Below are 21,685 nucleotides of genomic sequence, written 5' to 3'. Positions count from 1 at the left end.
GTTGTGCAATCCCCTCCGATTAAGTGCTTGACGCAGGAATTGCTAGACGAAGTTACAGCTTCCTCCCGCAGCAGCCCGCGTCAGCGACAAAACTACAATTTCCACGATTTGTCAGAAAAGGTGCAGCGGTTTGTCAACGTGCTGCAACCGGGTACCTACGTGCGCCCTCACCGACACCTCCGCCCGCCTGCAGTTAACGGTTTTGAGTTTTTTGTAGTGATTCAAGGATCGGTAGGTATTCTTATTTTGAACGAAAACGGTCAAATCTTGCGATCGTTGCAAGTGGGTGCAGCCGGGCCCACTCGCGCTGTGGAACTTCCCGAGGGTACTATTCACACCTTAGTAGCTTTGGCTGCGGATACTGTGATTTTGGAGTTCAAGGAAGGGCCCTATGACGTGGCTGCGGATAAAGACTTTTTACCCGGTTTTCCGGCTGAGGGAAGTGCGGCGGCGCGGGAGTTAGTCAGCCTTTGGGAAGCTGAGTTTAAGGGTTGACTGTTGGCTGTTGGCTGTTGGCTGTTGGCTGTTAACTGTTGGCTGTTGACTGTTGACTGTTGGCTGTTGACTGTTGGCTGTTGACTGTTAACTAACAAATAACAACTAACAAATAACAACTAACAAATAACAACTAACAACTAACAACTAACTAACAACTAACAAATCTAATTGTTGTCATCCGATTGTATAAATCTGGGGCGGTGCGAATGATTTTTCTCAGAAGTTCATCTGTTACCCAAAAGATGAGGGGAAAGGAAAAATTGTTGCTGAATTCGCTGCAGACTAGGTTGGTAGAAACGAGGAGTCGATCGATCGACTCCACTGATTCCAAGCCGAGAATCATTAATGCTGGGGGCGTTTTGTTGTCTACTTCTGCTGCGATTGTCGTGTAGAGAGTTGTCGCCGATTTTGACAACAGCATTTGCTGCGGTTTATGGGTACAAGTTGCTTGCAGGCGATCGACTATTTGCTGCCGCAATTCCAGGGAGTTGCAGTTGACTAAAACGAAAGAAAAGTAACCTTGGGAAAGATGGATCGCTCGAATTAAGGTTGAGAATGACCGCTCGTTATATTTAGCTACATCCTGCTTAGCTGGATCGTCTTTGGCTGTATTTTCTGAGTGTTTTTCAACCATAAATTACACTTATTTTATGTTTGATCAATCTTATGGATTAAATGCTGTCGATCGAGACAATGTGAAGGGATATTTTGAATATAAAAATATTGGGCTTATCATAACACTATTTTCAAATAAAATCAATAGAACAAATAGACATATAGCAATTCTCAAGTGAGTGAAGTATTGCCCAACAGACGAATCCTCTCAAAGCCTATGAATAGCAGGCTCGACAAGAATGATTGGAAAAATCTAATTAATTAACAATTCTTCAATTTCCAAATTCCCTCAATCTAAAATCCTTCGATGCTGGCGCTGACGGCGAAGTCTCAAATCTCAAACTTTTACGATCGCGAAGCCGAAGTATCTAAATCCATACCTCCAGAAACCTGAGAAAGGCTATGTTATTATGATATCTCTAACAGATATTTCCAGGTTAACCTCGACAGTGAGGAAGCGCAAGCACGCTTAGAAGAATGCTTGTCTAAACTTAAACAGCTTAGGTTTTCCGGGTTTGCCTGGATTTGTTGAAGCTGCTTTCTCTGGAGAGAAGGTCTAGATCGAATTAACAGATGAGTGAAGACGATGCGCCAACTATTTGTACAAGTTCCTCGGGGTTCTGGAAAAACAGTTTTAGAGATAGCGAAAGCCTGTAAAGGCACGAACTTAGCACAAATTGAAGCGACGGGAGTCGATCGAGGGCTGGATCTGGTGCTGATCCACGTTTCTAATGGCGAGGTTGAGGAACTTCTCGGAAAACTCGAAGACCTGCCGGACTTAAGTGTTACTCTGCTGCCAACTGGTGTGATGTCACTGCATCCCCCAGCCAATGAGGCTCCGGAGCAAGTCACTAACGTTGAGGAACGCAGCCCGATCGAAATTTTTCTGGCTGGTTTGCAGAGTACAGGTTCTTGGAAAGGATTTCTCAGCTATGCCTTTTTCGCCGGAGTCATTGTTTGGATTGGTTTATACACCAATACCAGCTACCTGCTAGTTGCCGCCATGTTGCTGGCACCGTTTGCCGGGCCTGCGATGAATACTGCGCTGGCAACGGCAAGGGGCGATCTCAAACTCTTGGGGCGCAGCATTTTACGCTACTTTGCGGCCCTGAGCGTCACGATCGTTACTACGGGATTGCTGAGTTTGATTTTGCAACAGCAAAGCCCCACCAGCTTGATGATTGACGGCAGCCAAATTTCCTCGGTATCGGTGCTGATTCCCCTTGCAGCAGGAGCCGCCGGAGCGCTATCCCTGGTTCAGTCCGATCGCAGCAGCTTGGTGTCGGGAGCCGCTACCGGAATGCTGGTATCGGCTTCGCTGGCTCCCCCTGCTGGTTTGATTGGCATGGGGGCGGCAATTGGTCGTTGGGATCTGGCAGTCAACGGCGTGTTTTTACTGCTGCTGCAACTCGGCGGCATTAATTTAGCTGCTGCGCTGATGTTTCGTCTGTTTGGGCTATCGACTCAAGGAGCTCGCTACGCGCGGGGAAAACGCGGTGTGTTCCCGGCGGCGGTGGGAGTTAGTGCGATCGTACTCACGGCATTAATCATCTGGCAATTTTCTAATTCGCCTAACCTCCAGCGTTCTAGTCTCGCTCAACGGGCAAATTCTCAATTGCAGCAGGTTGTAAAGCAAAGCAATTTAGCCAAGCTGGTAGAATCCAACGTTCGCTTCACCAGAGCCGACAATCCGGGGGATGATATTTTGCTGTGTCAAGTTTACGTTCAGCGTCAGCCGCAAGTCACGCGATCGGCTCAACAAATTCGCACCGATCTCACCAAAGCCATCCAAACTCGCTTGTTGAAAGAAGAGTTTAAGGCAACACCATTGGTAGATGTCACCGTGTTAGAAGCCCCTCCGATCTAGCCTTTCTTAAAAAGGTGACAAATTAGTCGATTTGAGATTTGAGATTGAGGGATTGAGCGATCGATACCTCATAGGAGAAATCTAACTGCTATGTAATATCATGTCCGGTGGACTGACTACAAACCGATCGCATTTAGTTAAAAATACCAAAAAATCAACTACCATTCTCGGCCAGCGGCAGAGTAAACCCAAAAATAGCCCCAGCACCGGGACTGCTAATTACCCCAATTTCCCCGCCGTGAGCGCCAATAATTTGCCTGCAAAGATATAAACCCAAACCCAAACCCACCGAGTGTCGGGATTGATAACCCCTCACATAAAGGTCAAACAGATGTTCGCACTGTTCCGGCAATATTCCCACCCCGTCATCTTCAACCGTACAGTAAATCATCCTGGTTGGGGAATTGGGAATTGGGGATTGGGGATTGGGAATTGGGGATTGGGAATTGGGGATCGGTAATTTCTCTATATCCTGTTTCGTTTTGCCGCGACTAATTCTTATTTGTTCTGCCGTTATTATTTGAGCGGAAACCGTTAAATTCAATCCGGGCATATTGTGTTTCAAAGCATTAGAAATTAAATTAGAAAACACGCGCCACAACTGAGTAGCATCAGCATTCACGGCGGGTAAATCATCCGGCACTAAATTTTTAAAAGTAGCTTGAGCCTCATTCATTAAAGGCTCCAAATCAGCCGCCGCTGCTTCCACTACCGCCCTCAAATCTACCCGATCGCAATGCAGAAACAAACCGCCCAATTCTCCGGCGTGAATTTCCAACAGCGAATTGATCAAGCGCAACTGCTGTTCGCTACCTTGAATCATCCGATCCAAAACAGAACGGGGAATTGCGATCGAATCTCCAGTTTTTGTTTGCCAATTTTTCAGCACCATTAACATTCCCGCTACCGGGTTTCGCAAGTCGTGAGAAAGAGCGTGAATAAACAACCGCTGCGATTCTTGGGCTTGTTTCCGCTGCGTGATATCCTCCATTAAACCCTCATAATAAAGCAAGGAACCGCTGCTATCTCGTACCGCCCGCGCTTTCTCGGAAATCCAGACAATACTGCCGTCACAGCGGTAAATTTTAGATTCAAAATCCGATACTGTGCCGCTTTCCTCGATCGATCGCAAAAACTCATTTCTGCGATCGGGATCGACGTACAACTGCCGATCGATATCAGTAAATTTTGCCGTCACCTCTTCGGGAGAATTGCAGCCGTAAATCCGCGCCAAAGCTGGATTTGCAGTAATATAGCGTCCATCGGGAGTGCTTTGAAAAATTCCCTCGCCGGCATTCTCAAAAATACTGCGATACTTCGCCTCCGCCACCTCCAATTGTTGGTAAGCAGATTCCAACTTGCGTCTGGTACTAAACTCTTTTCGTTGCAGACATTCGTACCAATAAACCGACAAATCGCAAATCAAACAAAACCAAAATAAGTATAAATAAAACCCACTCAACCGAAAAGCAGTATACTTAGCAAAACTTAAATTTAAAACCAAATTTATCCCGATGTGGCAGCACAAAACGCCGAGTTGAGAAATTAGGTGAAGTCGCCAGCGGACGGGCATCAGCGTAGCTTGGATCAGAAACGCTAAAGTCCAGGTAAAAATCGGTAATTCTCCGGATCCTGCTACAGCTAACCCAAGCTGTATAATGACCGTCAGCGACCACGAAAATCCCAAAAACAGCAAACCGGGATAGCGCTGTCCAAAAGAGGTTTTTTGCAGCACAAAACAGCTCAGCAAACCTATTTCTACAGCAGCGCTAGTGTACAAATAAACACTTTTAAATTCCTGGCGGACGAAGAATGCTTCGCCCATAAAATAGACAGTTATTGTCAAGGCAAAAAAGATGGCAATTCCGACAGCAGGGCGCAGCCGATCATGGAGGAAGCGATTGCGCCACACCTCGTAAGCTGTTAACGCTTGAACTGATTTTGCATTGCCCAAATAGTTCATACCATTTTAGATTTGAGATTATATTAATTCCGGTTGCACCGTCAGGTGACTGTGGACTGTTGACTGTTGGCTGTTGGCTGTTGGCTGTTGGCTGTTGGCTGTTGGCTGTTGACTGTTGGCTGTGGGTCGAAAAACTTACCCGTTGCGCTTATGCTTTGGTTGTCGCTTGACTCGACTTTCAGGAAAGATGAGGAAGCGCGGATTTTAGATTAGAGATTAAATAATTGGGAAAGATCGATCGCCCGAATTGACAAGCGAATTTCAAATGTGGTACAAGCCTTCGGATTTATCCGTGGAATTAATCCAAAATCTAAAATCTAAAATCCTCAAGCCCCCGAATTTATCCGTGGGGTCAATCTAAAATCTAAAATCTAAAATCGAATGACAGCAGGTAGCGAAAACCAGAAAGTCGAGCCACCTCCGGGAGTGCTTTCGACACCGATTTCGCCGCCGTGAGCTTTGATAATTTGCTTGGAGAGGTAAAGTCCCAAACCCAGTCCTGTTAATTGTCGGCTATTGGGGTCTTGAACGTAAAGTTCAAACAGAGATTCCTGCTGTTTGGGGCTGATTCCTACTCCATTATCTGTTACAGTACAGCGAACCATTTTTACGGTAGCGTCGGGCAATTTGTCGCCGATATTGCCAATTTGAGCCTGATACGGGGGGATTTGACAACTGCTTTCGGGGTGAAGTTCGGTCAGGGTTTCCCGATTTTTGGGGGCGGTGTCGCGCATCCCCGGACGATCGCCCGCAGCAGGTATCTGGTTAGCGATACAGCGGGCGATCGGATTATTGGAAGATGTTAAAATTTGTGAATTTTCTTCATTTAGCGTTTTTTCAACTTCAATTACCTCAGCTTTAAAAGTGATATTGACTCCCGGATGATTGTGTTTGATCGCATTAGTTAGCAGATTTTCCAGCACCCGCTGCAAGTGTTTGCGATCGGCACATACTAGCGGCAAATCTAGCGGAATTTCGTGAGTAAAAATTGCTTGATTTTTGGCTAACATTGGTGCTAAATCGGCAATAATTGCTGAAGTTAAAGGCTGCAATTCCAGCGGTTCGGGATGGATAAAAATACCTTTTACTTCGCTAGCGTGAGCGTCGAGGAGGGAATTAACCATAGTCAATTGGTGTTCGCTGGCCTGAACGATGCGCTGCAAAATCGATCGCGAAACCGGAACATCCTGTAGAGACTCACAGGACGATTTGTTGAGCAAATTTTTCAGCAATATCAACATTCCCATCACTGGAGTGCGGAGATTGTGAGAAACTGCGTGCAAAAATAAATCTTTGAGACGGTTGCTTTCTTGCAGTTCGTGCATTTTTTGCTGCAGTTGGCTGGTGCGTTCTTCGACTTGAGATTCTAAGTTGGCATTGAGTTCTTTTACTTGCTGCAAAAGTTGGGCTTGCTGGAGGGCGATCGCCACTTGGGTAGCGAGTTTTTCTAACAAATCAATTTCAAATTCCTGCCACTGGCGGGGCCCAGAACACTGGTTGACGGCCAAGATCCCGAAAAGTTCATCGCCGAGGACGATCGGCACATTTAACGTCGCCCGAATTTGATAGTCGCTATATAATTGGACAACTCGATCGCCCTTTTGCACCGTAGCAGTATCGGAGACAATTCGGACGCGGTTGTTAGCATAAAAAGTTTTCTGCGCTTCGAGGTGATTCTCGTCAGTGAGCAACAACCCCACAATAGAACGGTATTGGACACCAACAGACTCAGCGACAATTTTACCGTACACCGGGCTAGGAAGATTTGCCCCGCCTGCGTCCATAATACCGATGAAAGCGCGATCGACCTTGAAAAATTGCCGGACTTCGGCAACAGTAGTATTGAGAATTTCTTCGAGGTCGAGGGAGTGGCGAATTCGCAGGGCCATTTCTGAAAGCAGCCGATCGCGCTCGGAGGATGTTCGCAAAGCAGCTTCGGCGCGGTGACGTTCGGTAACGTCTTGGACTGTGGCGGCTATGATGTTTGAGTGAATTGCTGACTGTTCGCAGACAGCGCGCACTCCGCCGTCAGGGAGCACAATGCGATAGTTAATGGAGTAGGGTTTGCGCTCAAACATCGCTTGACATTGCGATCGCGCCACCAATTCTCGGTCTTCTGGATGTACGGCTTGCAAAAAAACTTCTGCTGTCGGTTTGACAGTTCCCGGAACCAAGCCCAAGAGGCGATAAAGCTCGTCCGACCATCGCAGTTCGATATTGGATGATATATTGTTTTCTGCCGATTGTTCGCAACGATCGGCCTGCTTGATGGCGGTGAAATTTAAATCCCAATTTCCTAACTGAGCGATGCGCTGAGCGTTAGCTAAACTGGCTTCGCGATCGCGCAGCAGAGCGGCCGTGCGGCGCACGAACTCCAGTGCTTGCTCGCGTTCAGCCACGGCTGCAGCCAACATCAGGGCCACAATGGCGATCGTACCGGTAAAAGCTTGTAAACATAAAACCGCCTGTTGCAGATTTTCGCTTCTGACTAGAAACGGGCCGCCTCCCTGCACCGCTCCCAAAATCGCGATGTAAGAGACGATCGAATAAGCAAAAATCGCTCCCGGCTGACGAAATCGCAAAGCGGCCCAAACTATCAGAGGAAAAGGCAAATATTCCAGTGGATACAGAGCGCTCGCCGCCTGTGCTTTCGAGCAAAAAACTATCGAACTAACACTCAGTAATAAAGTTAGCCATAGAGCTATTTCTGAATAATTTAAAAGTACATTTTGTACTTTATAGCGATTCTTATTCTGAAATATTGATAAATAATTAGTAATTGGCAAGCGGTAATTTGCCCAGTTAAAAAATGCTAAAAAACTTGAAATAATTCGATTTTTTCTTGAAATATGAAAACTTTTAAAGGCGTGATTTAAAGTCAGCAGCACCGGTGTGACGATCAAGATTCCCATACCGTCTCCGAGCCATGTAGTCCACCAGTTGCGAGAGAAATTGCTCCACTGAGCCCAACCAAAAATGCAAGTGCCCAAATTGCCGAGGGTAGAACCCACCAAAGTAGACCCGATGACAGCGCCCGCTACTAAAGCCATAACATCCCGCAGTCGATCGAGCTTAGTAGAAAATCCGCTGCGACTGAGCACAGCCTCCCCAGCCAGCGCTTGCATGGTGACGCTAAAGGCTGACGTGACAATGACGGCGAAGGGTACACTAGCTCCGGCGGTTGAGTTTAACAGCACCGAACCGAGGGCAATTCCCGGCCACATCCGCCGCCCTTGCAGCAGCAATGTCGCCAGAGCAATACCGGCGGGCGGCCACACCGGGGAGGCTTCGGCTTTTACCAGTCCCAGTACCGACACTGCGAGTTTTCCGGTGACAAAGTAGGCCAGGCCGAGGATGCCGGCGGAAAGAAGCAGTCGAGTGCGGTGGTTGAGCAGTTTCATGGTTTGTGCGATCGAATCCTCCATTGCTACTCTTTAATTTAGGCGGATGACGGGCGATCGAACTTCCTCCTAGGGAATCACCTGACAGGGGGAGAGGGGAGAGGGTTGGAAGCGGGGGAGAAGGAGGGTCGGAAGAGGGGGAGAGGGGGAGAGGGGGAGATTGGGAGAGGGGGAGATTGGGAGAGGGGGAGAGGGGGAGAGTGGGAGAGGGGGAGAGGGGGAGATTGGGAGAGGGGGAGATTGGGAGATTGGGAGAGGGGGAGATTGGGAGAGTGGGAGATTGGGAGAGTGGGAGAGTGGGAGAGGGGGAGATTGGGAGAGTGGGAGAGGGGGAGAGGGGGAGAGGGGGAGAGGGGGAGATTGGGAGAGGGGGAGAGTGGGAGAGGGGGAGATTGGGAGAGGGGGAGAGGGGGAGATTGGGAAAATTAGTAATTAGTAATGACCAATGACTAATGACCCATTACCCCTAACAAATGACCAATGACTAATGCCCAATGCCCAATTCCCAATCCCCAATGCCCCATGCCCCATGCCCCAATTCCCAATCCCCAATGCCCCATGCCCCATGCCCCATGCCAAATGACCTCTTAAAATCCAAAACCCCGCTTACCATCCGGCTTAGTAGTCAACCAGTTTGTCTTTGCCATTGCTAGTTGTTCATCGCTAACTGTAGCGTCAGTCAGATTCGCGCCGCACAAATTTGCACCCCGCAAATTCGCCTTACTCAAATAAGCGCCCGTCAAATCAGCACCTCGAAAATCCGCGCATTCAAAATTAGCAGTGCTGCAATAAGCTTCAGTCAAATTTGCCGATCGCAAATTCGCATTAATTAACCTCGCATGACCCAAATTCGCACCCGACAAATCCGCTGCTTGCAAATTGGCCTTGACCAATCTAGCCTGATAAAAATTTCCCCCCGCTAACTGCGCTTTTTGCAGTTGCAAACCCGACAGTTCGCAGTCAGCAAAATCGCGCTTCCCCTTAAAATATGCCGCTCGCAAGCTGCTGCTGTCCCACTTAACAACAGCTTTCGTGACCTTCGGCGCTGCTGAATTGCTGTTGGAAAATGCCGCAGTTCCGAAAGTTCTGCCGGACTCTGCCAGACTACGAGAAACTCTCGGCTGCATCCCCGTATTTCCAGACTGGGTGAATCCAGTTCTACCGCGAATAGTGTGGTTTGTTCGCAAATCTTCATTGATTTTGCTTTTCGGCGACGACCACGAAGAACCTTCTTCATTAAATATCGTCGGTTCTTCCACCGTGCGGATAGAGGAGTTGAATTCAGTTGCTAAACCCTTGTAAAGGTCAGCGTCTTCATGTTCGCCATTTAGAGCTTTGATGACATCTGCAGCAGATTGAAAGCGGTGGCCGACTAGCGGCTTGAGCATTTTCTCAAGAATCCGCGAAAAACTTGGACTCAACTGAACGTGGGGCTGCCAAATAATTTCGCCAGTTACGGCATCGAAATCTAAATCCTTGGGCGATTTTGCTGTCAGCAAGTACAAGCAAGTCATTCCCACGGCGTAGATATCGCTGGCAAATATCGGCCGCAGCGCCATTTGTTCCGGGGGAGCAAAGCTAAACGTGCCGACTGAAAATTTCGTGTTAGCCCCTTGGTCAGCGGGGTCTAATAATAGCGTTTGGTTAACTTGGTCTTTTACCGCACCGAAGTCAATCAAAACTAAGTGATTATCTTGACTGCGGCGAATAATATTTGCCGGCTTAATATCTCTATGAATTACTCCTTGGCTGTGGATGTATTGCACTACTGACAGAATTTCTAATAGAAATTTTTTAACGTCTGATTCGTTAAAACGCCCTGATTGCTTGACTTCTTGTTTCAAAGTCGAGCCTTTAACATACTCTTGAACTAAGTAAAATTGACGCTCGATTTCAAAATAATCGAGCAGCCTCGGTACTTGCGGGTGGTCGCCCAGTTGGCCGAGGGTTTTCGCTTCTCGCTTGAATAATTCCCGCGCCATTTCTAAAACTCGCGGTGACGAACTGCTGGGTCGCAATTGCTTAACCACGCAACTCGGTTGACCGGGTAAAGAAATGTCTTTTGCCAGAAATGTAGCTCCAAAACCTCCTTGTCCCAAAGGTTCAATAACTCGGTAGCGAGCGCGCAGCAATAGCCGCGCGCCGCACGTCTGACACTGGAGAATAGAGTCAGCAGGATTTTGAGGATTGGGACAGCCGGGATTTACGCAGTAGCTCATATTGATTGAGTTTGCCTATGTTTTTCTGATTTTGTCAGCTTCGCTCGACTGCACAAATTCCCTGACAGCGCCTCTGTTAGAAATACTTATCTATACAGTTGCTGGCGGGCTGTGCATCCGGTTGCGAATTGGAATTGCACCTAAGTCTTTGAGGCCGATATCTCTTCCCTATTCTGATTATGTCGCTGCTGTGAGTTTTTTCGGTAGATCATCCTGGAAGATAGTTTAAAGACTTGCTAAAGTTGCCCTTTTATGTGTAAAGTCTTTCTAAACATAGGTGCTTTTGGCGCTGTTAGATATCCCTAGCATACCTCATGTTCTGAATGAGAATGCTACTCATCCGCCAGCCGCCATCAAGCTTTAGACCGATCGCTCTTTTGTGCTTATTTATACCGCAATTGTATTGACAATATTTAACAAGTGTGATATAGGGTTCCCATAATTGATTCTGGGACTGCAGAGTCATCAAACGGCATTCACCAGAAGGTAGAATGCAGGAGGCATCCGTCAGAAGGCATCCGTCAGAATTTTTGATTTTTCTTCATGACTACTGACTACTGACTACTGACTACTGACGACTAAGAGAGGGCGGGCACGCACCATCCACCGCCCCTACTAGCTGCTGACTACTGACTACGGACTACGGACTGCTGACGACTAAGAGGGCGGGCACGGGGGCACCGCCCCTACGGACTACGGACTACGGACTACGGACTACGGACTACGGACTACGGACTACGGACTACGGACTACGGACTACGGACTACTGACTACTGACTACTGACTACTGACTACTAAGCTACTGACAAAATTATGCGTATTTCTCTAAACTGGCTGCGGGAATTGGTCGATGTGACAATATCCCCAGAAGAATTAGCCGAAACCCTGACAATGGCCGGGTTTGAAGTCGAAGAAATCGAAGACCGCCGTACTTGGGCCGACGGCGTAGTATTGGGCAAAATAGTCGCCTGCGAACAGCATCCCAACGCCGACAAATTGAGAGTTTGTCAAGTCGATGTCGGCAAACCAGAAGCTTTGAATATTGTTTGCGGCGCACCCAACGCTAGGGCAGATATTTACGTACCCGTCGCCGTTGTCGGCACTTATTTATCGACTATTGATTTAAAAATTAAACCTGCTAAATTGCGCGGCGTTCCTTCCGAAGGCATGATTTGTTCTCTGGCGGAATTGGGACTATCTAAGGAGTCAGCGGGAATTCACATTTTTGAGCTAGAAAATCCCGAATTGGGCAGCGATATTCGCCCGCTTTTGGGTTTAGATGATGTGATTTTAGACTTAACAGCAACTGCTAACCGTGCAGATGCTTTGAGTATGGTGGGCGTGGCGCGGGAAGTGGCGGCGCTGACTGGGGCGAGTTTGAGAATTCCCGCCGCCGGTGGTGTTGCAATTGAGGACAAAAAAAGCGCCGATTTAGCAGTAGAAATATCGGAACCGCAAGCCTGCCCAATTTACATCGGTACGGAAATTGAAGGTGTGAAAATCGCACCGTCTCCAGCTTGGTTGCAGCAGCGGTTGCAGGCGGCGGGTGTGCGGCCGATTAATAATGTGGTTGATGTAACTAATTACATTTTATTGGAATGGGGACAACCGCTGCACGCTTTCGATCGCGATCGGCTACAATCTTTCACAGGTAATTCCGATGTCAGCATCGGCGTGCGCTTTGCCAAAACCGGGGAATCCTTCAAAACATTGGACGGACAAAACCGCAATTTGCAACCGCAAAATTTGTTAATTACTGCTAGTGACAAACCCGTAGCGTTAGCTGGGGTAATGGGCGGCGAAGACACGGAAGTTCACGAAGGAACTCAAAATTTGGTCTTGGAAGCAGCGATTTTTGACCAAGCAACGATTCGCCGTTCTGCGCGCGCTCAAGGCTTGCGTAGCGAGGCATCGATCCGCTACGAACGGGGGGTGAATCAGGCGGCTTTGACGACGGCGTGCGATCGCGCTGTTGCCCTAATTTTGCAGTGGGCTGGCGGTGCTGCGACGGTTCAGAAAACGGCTAGTTCGGGGGAAGATTTGAGTTTTTCGCGGACGATTGAATTGCGTCTGGATCGAATTAATCAGGTTTTAGGGCAGTTAAAAAGAGGAGAAACGGGCGGTTGTCAATATTTGGAACCGGAAGAGGTGAAAAATATCCTCACAGCCTTGGGCTGTGAAGTTGTTGCGACAGAAAAAGCACGGGTTTTTGCGATAACTGTTCCTGCTTACCGCTACCGCGATTTAGAAAGGGAAATTGATTTAATTGAAGAAGTGGCCAGACTTCACGGCTATGACAATTTCTGCGATACTTTACCCAGCAAAACGGAACCTGGTTATTTATCTCTAGAATACGCGCAAGTGCGGAATGTGCGATCGGCTTTTCGGGCGGCCGGTTTGACGGAGTTGATGCACTATTCTTTGGTAAAAACCGAGGGAGAAAATCAGGTTGTGCTGGCTAATCCGCTGTTTGTTGAGTATTCGGCTTTACGGACTGAGATGCTGTCGGGTTTGATTGATGCTTTTGGGTATAATTTGGAGCAGGGAAACGGCGCGCTTAATGGTTTTGAGGTGGGCCGCATTTTCTGGAAAGATGGGGATGTAATGAAAGAGTCAGATGCCGTTGCGGGGATTATTGGCGGCGACCCGACTGCGTGGAAATGGCAACAAGGCGGGCGCGATCGACCTTTGACTTGGTTTGAGGCTAAAGGTGTCCTAGAAAGCGTGTTTCAGGGCTTGGGTTTGGCGGTGGAATATGCAAGCGATTCGTCTAATGGGCGCTTGCATCCGGGGCGCACGGCCGCGTTATCGTTAAAGGGGAAACAGTTAGGAGTTTTCGGACAGTTACACCCGCAATTGCAGCAGGAAAAAAGTTTGCCGGAACAAGTTTACGTGTTTCAATTAGATTTAGCGGTGTTGTTGGATGAGTTAGGGCGATCGAGCAATTCGACTAGCAAATTCGCGGGTTATTCGAGTTTCCCCGCTTCTGACAGGGATATTGCATTTTTTGCACCGATGGAGGTTCCGGTTGTGGAGATGCAAAGTGCGATGAAGAAGGCGGCTGGTAGTTTGCTTTCTTCGGTGGAATTGTTCGACGAGTATCGCGGCGAAAACGTACCGGCGGGACAACGTAGTTTAGCATTTCGGTTGATTTATCGATCGGGCGATCGAACATTAAGCGAAACTGATGTTGAACCAGCCCAACAAAAAGTCCGCGATGTATTAGTTGAGAAATTCGGCGTTAGTCTGAGAAGCTAACTGTTCGTAGTAAGGACGACCCTCCGCATTCAAGAAAAACTAAAGTCCTCAGTGCGAACCTAAATCCCAGGTTTGTACTGAGGACTTCATTCCTCAAAAGTTAGACATAACATTAATAACTTAGTGGACGCAACATCTCCGATACAAAAAAACAACAATCAGGAAATTGCAAAGGAGAAATACTCGCATCATCTCCAAGAACTACTATACTCTCATAACCATCCTGACTCGGTTCTCGGAATACGTGAAGTTGCCGATGATTAACATCCAAAACCCAATAATCTGCAATTCCAGACTCAGCATAAATTTTCGCTTTTATGCCGCAATCCGTTCTCAGAGTAGTATCTGCAACTTCAATAATCAGATAAATTTCTGAAGGAGTTGGATGGTGGTCTTCATAGTAAAGTGGATCTGGTATCACTACAGAAATATCCGGTTCAGGTTGAGAGTAATTATTCAGTCGGACAGAATCATGTATACTCAGAAATACCAAACTTCCCAAAGATTTTTGCAGTAGTTCCATTGTACGTTTCACCACTGCACAATGTGGGGGAGTTTTCGCAGCCTTATTTACTATCTGCCCTGCCAATAATTCTACCCGTTCATCTTCATCAAGAATACCAGCTTCAACCATCCGGTGATATTCATAAACATTCAGCAGCCGAATATCCAATAAAGTCATAGTTACCTCATCCCCTCTAACAAAAATCTCTCTTCTTTCCTTCCCTCCCTCTGCGCCCTCTGCGCCCTCTGCGGTTAATCAATCTTATCCTAAAATTTTCTTTCAAATCCTGCTACACTTACTGTACAATAAATTTTAAACAAATTCATCCAAGGCTCAAAACCGTGACCAAATATGTAATGTGGGGAAGTTACTGCGAAAATGTCCTCGAAAAACGCGCTCCGTTTCGGGACGATCATTTGGCTGGATTGGCTAAGCAGAAGGAATCGGGAGTATTAATTACGATCGGCCCCACAAAAGACTTAACAAAAGTTTTTGCGATTTACGAAGCCGCAGACGAAACGGCAGTGCGAGACTTAGTTGAAACCGATCCTTATTGGGTAAATGGGATTTGGACTGAGTACAACATTAAAGAGTGGATTCAAGCATTTTAAAGGAGTTAACAGGGTGAACATCTTAAGACTAAGCGACGACGATTTAGTCCCAGTGGACTATGGTGATTTGCTGGATAAAATTTTAAAACATTTGCAGGCCAAAAACCCATTTAACATATCCGATGACAAGCGCCGTCTGATTGTCGATATTGACAGTATTGCTGCGGATGTTTCCCAAATGCAAGTACGGCAACCCTTGGGTTCTTTTGAACGTCAAGCACACTCTGCCACTGTCAACTTTCCGCAGCAAGTTGAAGAGCATTTTGGCACTCAAATCAGGCAAATTCAACAGTCTTTGCAACAGCAATTAGCCTCTAAATTGCCCCAAAATACTTCTGTTGAAAATTTCATCGCTAGTTTGATTAGTCCTTTAGATTCACCCTCTTTTCGCGGAAACGGCCAAGAGTTAGGCTTCAAATACGATTTTGGCAAACGCCACACTTCTTTAGAAAAAGAAAGGCTAACTTTGCAAAATTCAGGCTCTGGCAGCAGTGCGACTTTAAAATTTCATAAATTGACAGTTACTGTCCGAAATGCTGATATTTTCGAGCAAGAACTAAAGCAAGGTTTGGAAAATTACATCAATGAAAATGCCGAGACTAACGATGACAAACAAGCACTTAACGATCTTCTTGATGAGATGGTTAAAAATCCCGACTCTGATTTTCACAAATTGATCCGACTGGTAGACAAAGAAACTCTGGGGAAAATCCAAAAAGAAGCTAAAATTACTTATTTGGAGTATCTCCTAGAACACATCCGCCCCAGCAGCACAGATACCGCAGGCATCATCTATTTAGAAGATTTGATCCGCCGCCTCAGATTGATGGAAGATTTCATCAACGACAACAATAAAGCAGAGGGTGATTATGAGGTTAATTATGCTGGCATTTCAGTTAATTACAGAGAGATTTTTGCCAGAGCGGAAGTTTTAGATGCACTGCCAATTATTCCGATTGTAGCAGGTTGCTTGGGAGAAAGCACCGACAGTTCTCAAAGCGAACGTAAATTTATATTTGGTCTCAAAGTCAAATTTGATAACTCAGTTCAATCGCGTGGTGGAAAGGACGTATTTGAATATTATCTGAACCTGCTCAATCCAGACAGTGAAGAACACAAAGCAGAATTTGAGGAAGATTCTAACCCAGAAACATTTGTACGCAAGGTGTTAAAAATTGCATTTTTATATCACTTTATTTTTGCATCTCCCCACATTCCAGAAACTGAAAATTATAACCCTGAATTAGAACTTGAGTTTAATCCTATTCCTAGTTTTGAACACCTAATCAAAACAGTATTGAGTTGCGATAATGAGGAATTCAAAAAGAGACTTTTCCGAAATTTTGTGAAGAGGTTTAACGAAGTTAACGTTAAATATAAAATAAACCATCTGAGAAAACTGTTGAAAAGCTTTCTGGAACGGCAGACAATTTTGCCCGATCGAACAGAAACAAGACATATCAACCTCAAAATGGGTCTGGTACGGGATATTGACAATATTTTGAATCAGCGTAAATTTTTTAATGATATTATGGAGCGAAACTACAAGCAAACGCTCCATTATATTACTGTCAAAGAACCCAGTGTCGATTGCCTATCTATTTGTCAGCTACCAGTCAATATTACTGTAGAAGATGTCCGCTATTTTCCAACTGAAGAGCGCCAAAATTTCAGCATGGAATACAACATCAAAGATGTTGATATTTTGCCTGTACTTTTTGCACCCAAAGCCGATCGTTCCAGAACAATTTACGACAAGCATTTTAAGACAAAATTAATCTTGTTTCCCTATGACAACAAGCGACTACACAGCGGTGAAAAAAGTTTGCAACCTGCGGCGATTTTTGTTTATAAATTTACCCTGTTGCTGCTGTCTTATATCTGTCTGAGAATTTTGCTGAAAAATACAGACACAAACTTATTTGTTCCGATGGTGAGACTTCACGAAGGCGACAATAAAAACCCTTCGCCGTCAGAAGAATTTATTGCTAAGCTTTCTAAAACATTGTCTCACATTTTGAGTGAAAAACAGCGCTCAACTTCTCAGGGATTTCGGATTATGAAAACACCAAAATCTTACAAAATTAGTAACGGTTTGAGTTCCATGTATTCCATCCTTCCCAAAAAGTTTTATTTCGAGAATGTGCAGCTAGCTTCTGAGTTGGACAAGTTAGCAATTATTGTCGTTTCTAGCCGCGATAGCGATGCGAAAAAAGGCGATCGCAACCGATTCCAAAGACAAGCCTGCTTAATTGGAGAAGTTGTGGGAATCAATCGCCTAGATGACACCACAATTCAAGTCGAATTACTGAAAACACTTTCCGAGAATTACAGTGTCAGCCGTCTTTATACTGAACCTGTAATTCTGGAAGATGTCATGAGTCAGCTTTACCGACAAGGATATCGGAATTTTGCATATATTTCCCAAGCACCTTACATGAGTACGCTGCACATTACCAAGACTGATGAAGATGAGGAATTGTCTTTCATGTCCAAAAAATTGCTCCGAACTTTGAAAGGAGAGCGGCGGGATATTAAAATTTATCCGATCTTTTTTGATAAATACTATGTTCGCAGTTTCCTAGGCGATAAAGGAAAATCTTTTTACATTCAAGATACAATGGAGCTGGAAAATTTGTTTGCTGATACCAATCAACAAGCTGTGATGTTTTTTAACTTGTTTAACGGCATTAAAGTTAAGGAGGAGAAAAACTTTTATAACGGTGTGATTTCCTACTCGACGCTGTTGCACATATACGGAGGCGTTTTGGACGATCGAGACATTCACGAAGGTTTGATTTATGATGGTGAAATCAAAAATACTTTGCTGCACTATTTAACCATGTTTCACTTTTCTCGGTATGAAGCCCGTCAAAATATTAGTTTAAAACTCGATCCTTACGAGCGGATTATTGGCGATGAATCGGTTGGTGCTTTGTCTGTATTCAGTCATGCTGGCGACAGTGCAGATTTTAATTCGTTGGCATTTTTGAATAAGGTAAGAGAAGTATTGAATGTCAGCGATGGAGGTACACAATAATGATTGGTGAAGATTTTGGACGGCTGTTTGAGGTTGGATTCAATATTGGAATTCTGTCATATATTCAGCGAGAAAAAATAGCTCACAATTTTGGAGATTCTTATCGATTGGATTTGCAGCAACTCAAGTTGCCAAAAATGATGGCGGAAATTACTAGGGAAGCGAATCTGCTCGGCAGTTTAGATGCTAAAATTGTTGAGAAATGGAGCCTATTTTTTCTTCAAAAAGGCTTTATTGGCGGGTTGAATTTTTTTCGGGAGTATCTCAAATCTACGGGCTGGAATTTAAACAGAGCGCAAATTTTGTACTGTCAGTGCAGTTTTAGCGATGCTAACAGTATTAGAACTTATAATAAAGAAAATCAAAATGCAGGGTTTAAACAGGTATTATCTCAGTTAAAAACTGCCAGTAATAGTTTATCGGAGGAGGAAATTAATCGCTACATCCGCCGCTACTCGAAAAAAGGCGAGTTTTTACAAGCTGATACGCTGGTTTTGTTACAGAATGGTAGAGATTTTAGAATTCTGTGCGTTGATTTATCTGTTTTTGCTCCCCCGTTTGTTTCGGAAAAAGTCGATAATCTGAACGAAATAGAGGTGATGCGGAAGTCTTTGCTCGCAGAAATTAGCTATTTGCGATCTAAAAGTGTTTTTTCTAATTTGCGAATCGATACAAGCACTTTAGGGATAAATTTTTCGGAGGATTTAAGCCGCTATTTTACGGCTTTTAAGTATAAAGATAAGGAAAGCACTAAGTTGATTCAGGCGGGTAGCTACGCTGATAGCTTTTACGGTTTTCTGCAAACAACTAATATTATTCCGGCTGGTGCTGAGGTTTTGTTGAATGTTGTCGGTTATAGCGATCGCACAATTAACGCAATTTCCCTCCGCAATGATAAAATTGACCTCTTAGCGACTTGTGCCAAAATTTACAAGCACGAAACTCGAAAAGAAGAAATTAGCGATGCTCGCGCTGATGTTTTAGATACAATTCAATGCAACGCGGCTCGCAGTTTTCAGCAAGGCAAAAAGTTTGTTGATGCTTTGTTAACAATCGGCAAAAGTTCGACACCTGTATGTCATGCAGAGCGGATCGATAACTTTGTCAGTTCCCTAGATATTATATCAGATAAATTGGCAGATGATTTGGGAATTCCTCGCGGGCTGCATCTGAGAAACGCTCATGCTGAATTGATTGCGAAATCGCTGCAATCTGAGGAAGTTTATATTTTTTTAACGGGGAATCCGGGAATTGGGAAAACAACGGCGATCGCACATTTTCTGAAAACTCATGTAAACGATGGGTTTCTATTTCTTTATGTCAGTCCCCGCAAGCAAGTTAATTTAGATATTATCGAAAAATTTATCGATCGCCAAACAGGTTTATTGTGCGACGATAGCTTGTTTTGTATAAACACGAGTGCCGACATTATCGCCGACAATGCCGGAAAATGCACCGTCAATTACGCAGCTAACAACTATCACCAAGATTTCCAGCAAACAACTGTCAGCTTTATTAAAAACGGCGCTGAAAGACTGCGGGAGCAATATCACAAGCCGCAACTCGAAAAAAAAGGAGAAACGGTAATTAAACCTAGTAATTCTAAGACTAATGGAGTGCTAAATAGCGTTTCTCAAGCAATACATTCGCTGATTCGCTGCCAGACATCGAACAATATCGTAGCTGCGGTTTCTATCCAATCTTTGAAGGTGACAGAAACTAATCAAAATACTCTCCAGCATTTAGAAAAGATATTTCAAGATACTTACAACAAGCAGAATAAACAAGTCATTCCTGCTAAGATGCAAGAAATATCCAGCCGGATTAAACACATCTTCATTATGATAGATGAAATTACCGGAGACGACGGCGGGGTTGAGTTTCTGCACGGAATTGGCAAGCTGGTTAACAAATATCAGTTGCACGACCCAAAACACGGTTTTAATACTAAAATTATTGTAGCAGATGCTTCGATTGTTGACCCGGATGTGATTAAACAACACCTAAATGATACCTCACCGGAACCGGATAAAATATATTTCAAAAAGCTACCAAAAAATGCTGAAGAAAGCCCGCCTTTACAGGTTGTTCCTTTTGAATTTAAACGGTTGGCTGCTACTGTCATCAATACAAATTCCTATCCCGCTAGCAGTTTAGATATAATTTATAAAGTTTTTGTAGAGGCTGTAAAATTTACTGAAGATACTTCTTTGCATCTTAAGAATAATTTAGTACAATCAGTGCAAGCGGAAATAGTTGCAGATATCGATCGCCGATTAGCAATACCTGGTGTGGAACAAATTATTGTCTACATTCAGGATAAGCGAAGATTGGCAGAACTGATCGAGAAAATCCAAAATCAGCGGGAATTTAAGCGCTATACCGATTATCTGGAAGTCCACGCGAATATTTCGGAAGAGGAAAAAGAGCAAATACATAAGTGCAAAAACACAGTTAAAGTAATCTTCATGACTGCATCGGGAAGTCGCGGCTTGTCTTTCCCAAAAACTAAGCATATTTTAGTAGATATTCCCCGCTTTCAGATTGAGAAAAATCTGATGGAGGTGATTCAGGTGATTTATCGGGGGCGCGGGGAAGATGATGATGGTAAGACGCTGGATGGTGAAGCTAAGGAGTTGGTTTTTTACTTGTCTGATACGGCATTTTACTATGCTGACGATTCGAAACTTTCGCTACAAGAAAGCAAGTTGAATTTGTTGAATTTGCTGCTAATTCTGAAGACTGCGGTGATGACGCGGATTGTGGGATACGGATATTTGGGTAGGGAAAAGTTTTTGATGATTCCGATTGGCGGGAAGTCGATTTCGGCGGTGGGCGATACTTTTAGCAGCAAAATAGCGAGTTTGATTAAAGCGTTGAAAAGCGAACATCGCAGTCGCCCCCAAAATGTGTATTTTAAGGAGGTTTATGAGGGGCTGGAGGAGCTTTTGAGTCGCGGAGAGTATGAGGTTTTGCCAAATTCTGAGGAGTCTCGTGAAAACGGCAATTCTTACTTGGAAATGCGGGAGAATTTTAATCGGAAGTTTTTGCAGATGTGCAATCCTCTTGAGGGTTTTCTGGGTTACGATCAGCTAGAGATTGGTCATGTTTTGGGGAGTTTGTTATTAGTTCCTTTGGCTGATAAAAGTTTGAAAGAAAACTATCAGATGCGGCTGAATGGGGAAATTAAGAAATGTTTGAAGAATCAGTTGCTGAAAAAAATGGAGACGATCGCAAATAGTAAATCCTCTCCTGAGAATGTAAAATCGGCTATTCGGGGTGGCGCGATCGAGTTATTGCAATTTCTCAACGGCGAAATCGAGAAAACTCAGTATTTCCAGCAGCAGAGTCAGCAGTTCGATCGCTATTATGCTATACCTTTGTTTGCTTTTGTCAGCGGCGAGGAGATGCAGGAGTATTTTGCACAGACGAAGCTGGAGGAACCAGAAGACAGGAGGTTTCGGGATATTTTGTCGGCTTACGTGCGATCGACCTATCCGATAGACAGTGTAATGCCGATCGGGCATAAGTACCACGAATTCCCGTTTATCGTGTTTAGAAGCTACAGTTTAGAGCAAAGTCGGGAAAAGATGTTTACCGATAAATACCTTTTGAGTTCCAATGAATTGAACGTACTCAATTTGATTTTGTCGAAGCAAGACGGGGGGTAAAACCCCGCAGTATGCCGATCGCAAACCTATTGGGCTG

12 protein-coding genes are annotated in these 21,685 nt (G+C 45.1%); 7 read left to right on the top strand and 5 right to left on the bottom strand.

The window, feature by feature from the left end; translation table 11 throughout:
- Positions 1 to 3 precede the first annotated feature (3 nt).
- Positions 4 to 495 (top strand): WbuC family cupin fold metalloprotein, encoded by a 492-nt coding sequence (locus tag QUB13_RS02860; protein WP_333378765.1) that lies wholly within the window; start codon positions 4 to 6, stop codon positions 493 to 495.
- 151 nt (positions 496 to 646) lie between these two features.
- On the opposite strand, the gene QUB13_RS02855 is transcribed toward QUB13_RS02860, so the two are convergent.
- Positions 647 to 1,132 (bottom strand): hypothetical protein, encoded by a 486-nt coding sequence (locus QUB13_RS02855; protein ID WP_333378762.1) that lies wholly within the window; start codon positions 1,130 to 1,132, stop codon positions 647 to 649.
- A 567-nt stretch (positions 1,133 to 1,699) separates the two neighbouring features.
- Between QUB13_RS02855 and QUB13_RS02850 the strand changes: the two genes are divergently transcribed.
- Complete coding sequence (locus QUB13_RS02850; RefSeq protein WP_333378759.1) at positions 1,700 to 2,980, top strand: DUF389 domain-containing protein; 1,281 nt, start codon at positions 1,700 to 1,702, stop codon at positions 2,978 to 2,980.
- Positions 2,981 to 3,134: 154 nt separating this feature from the next.
- Here QUB13_RS02850 and QUB13_RS02845 read toward each other — a convergent pair whose 3' ends face one another.
- Positions 3,135 to 4,943: a PAS domain-containing sensor histidine kinase gene (locus tag QUB13_RS02845; RefSeq protein ID WP_333378756.1), complete on the bottom strand. Its 1,809-nt coding sequence runs from the start codon at positions 4,941 to 4,943 to the stop codon at positions 3,135 to 3,137.
- A gap of 371 nt (positions 4,944 to 5,314) precedes the next feature.
- Positions 5,315 to 8,344: a sensor histidine kinase gene (locus QUB13_RS02840; RefSeq protein ID WP_442922126.1), complete on the bottom strand. Its 3,030-nt coding sequence runs from the start codon at positions 8,342 to 8,344 to the stop codon at positions 5,315 to 5,317.
- Positions 8,345 to 8,449: 105 nt separating this feature from the next.
- Between QUB13_RS02840 and QUB13_RS02835 the strand changes: the two genes are divergently transcribed.
- Complete coding sequence (locus QUB13_RS02835; RefSeq protein ID WP_333378749.1) at positions 8,450 to 8,773, top strand: hypothetical protein; 324 nt, start codon at positions 8,450 to 8,452, stop codon at positions 8,771 to 8,773.
- Between the two features lie 158 nt (positions 8,774 to 8,931).
- Here QUB13_RS02835 and QUB13_RS02830 read toward each other — a convergent pair whose 3' ends face one another.
- A complete protein-coding gene (locus QUB13_RS02830) occupies positions 8,932 to 10,563 on the bottom strand; it encodes a serine/threonine-protein kinase (protein WP_333378745.1) in 1,632 nt (543 codons plus the stop codon).
- An 813-nt stretch (positions 10,564 to 11,376) separates the two neighbouring features.
- Between QUB13_RS02830 and pheT the strand changes: the two genes are divergently transcribed.
- Positions 11,377 to 13,821 carry a phenylalanine--tRNA ligase subunit beta gene (gene pheT, locus QUB13_RS02825; RefSeq protein WP_333378742.1) on the top strand — a complete coding sequence of 815 codons (2,445 nt, stop codon included), beginning with the start codon at positions 11,377 to 11,379 and terminating at the stop codon, positions 13,819 to 13,821.
- 112 nt (positions 13,822 to 13,933) lie between these two features.
- Here the strand turns inward: pheT and QUB13_RS02820 are convergent, their stop codons facing one another.
- The gene (locus tag QUB13_RS02820) at positions 13,934 to 14,503 is read right to left on the bottom strand and encodes a Uma2 family endonuclease (protein WP_333378739.1); all 570 of its coding nucleotides are present in this window, start codon (positions 14,501 to 14,503) and stop codon (positions 13,934 to 13,936) included.
- 164 nt (positions 14,504 to 14,667) lie between these two features.
- Between QUB13_RS02820 and QUB13_RS02815 the strand changes: the two genes are divergently transcribed.
- From QUB13_RS02815 to QUB13_RS02805, 3 genes are read left to right on the top strand one after another with little or no spacing between them, the layout of a single operon-like run.
- The gene (locus QUB13_RS02815; protein WP_333378736.1) at positions 14,668 to 14,937 is read left to right on the top strand and encodes a YciI family protein; all 270 of its coding nucleotides are present in this window, start codon (positions 14,668 to 14,670) and stop codon (positions 14,935 to 14,937) included.
- A gap of 13 nt (positions 14,938 to 14,950) precedes the next feature.
- Complete coding sequence (locus tag QUB13_RS02810) at positions 14,951 to 17,977, top strand: hypothetical protein (RefSeq protein ID WP_333378733.1); 3,027 nt, start codon at positions 14,951 to 14,953, stop codon at positions 17,975 to 17,977.
- Positions 17,977 to 21,648, top strand: a complete 3,672-nt coding sequence (locus tag QUB13_RS02805) for a helicase-related protein (protein ID WP_333378730.1) — start codon at positions 17,977 to 17,979, stop codon at positions 21,646 to 21,648. Before QUB13_RS02810 ends, QUB13_RS02805 begins: the two co-directional genes overlap by 1 nt.
- The last annotated feature ends 37 nt before the right edge of the window (positions 21,649 to 21,685 follow it).

Origin of the sequence: Microcoleus sp. B4-D4 (assembly GCF_036705185.1) — a bacterium.
Classification (GTDB): domain Bacteria; phylum Cyanobacteriota; class Cyanobacteriia; order Cyanobacteriales; family Microcoleaceae; genus Microcoleus.
The sequence above is the reverse complement of the archived record's forward strand: the minus strand, read 5'-3'. Positions and strand labels throughout refer to the sequence as shown.

Excerpts from the sequence above, each read along its gene's own strand:
- QUB13_RS02830 (WP_333378745.1), bottom strand. The coding sequence starts at position 10,563 with ATGAGCTACTGCGTAAATCCCGGCTGTCCCAATCCTCAAAATCCTGCT.
- QUB13_RS02805 (WP_333378730.1), top strand. The coding sequence starts at position 17,977 with ATGATTGGTGAAGATTTTGGACGGCTGTTTGAGGTTGGATTCAATATT.
- QUB13_RS02855 (WP_333378762.1), bottom strand. The coding sequence starts at position 1,132 with ATGGTTGAAAAACACTCAGAAAATACAGCCAAAGACGATCCAGCTAAG.
- QUB13_RS02845 (WP_333378756.1), bottom strand. The coding sequence starts at position 4,943 with ATGAACTATTTGGGCAATGCAAAATCAGTTCAAGCGTTAACAGCTTAC.
- QUB13_RS02850 (WP_333378759.1), top strand. The coding sequence starts at position 1,700 with ATGCGCCAACTATTTGTACAAGTTCCTCGGGGTTCTGGAAAAACAGTT.
- QUB13_RS02820 (WP_333378739.1), bottom strand. The coding sequence starts at position 14,503 with ATGACTTTATTGGATATTCGGCTGCTGAATGTTTATGAATATCACCGG.
- QUB13_RS02840 (WP_442922126.1), bottom strand. The coding sequence starts at position 8,344 with ATGAAACTGCTCAACCACCGCACTCGACTGCTTCTTTCCGCCGGCATC.
- pheT (WP_333378742.1), top strand. The coding sequence starts at position 11,377 with ATGCGTATTTCTCTAAACTGGCTGCGGGAATTGGTCGATGTGACAATA.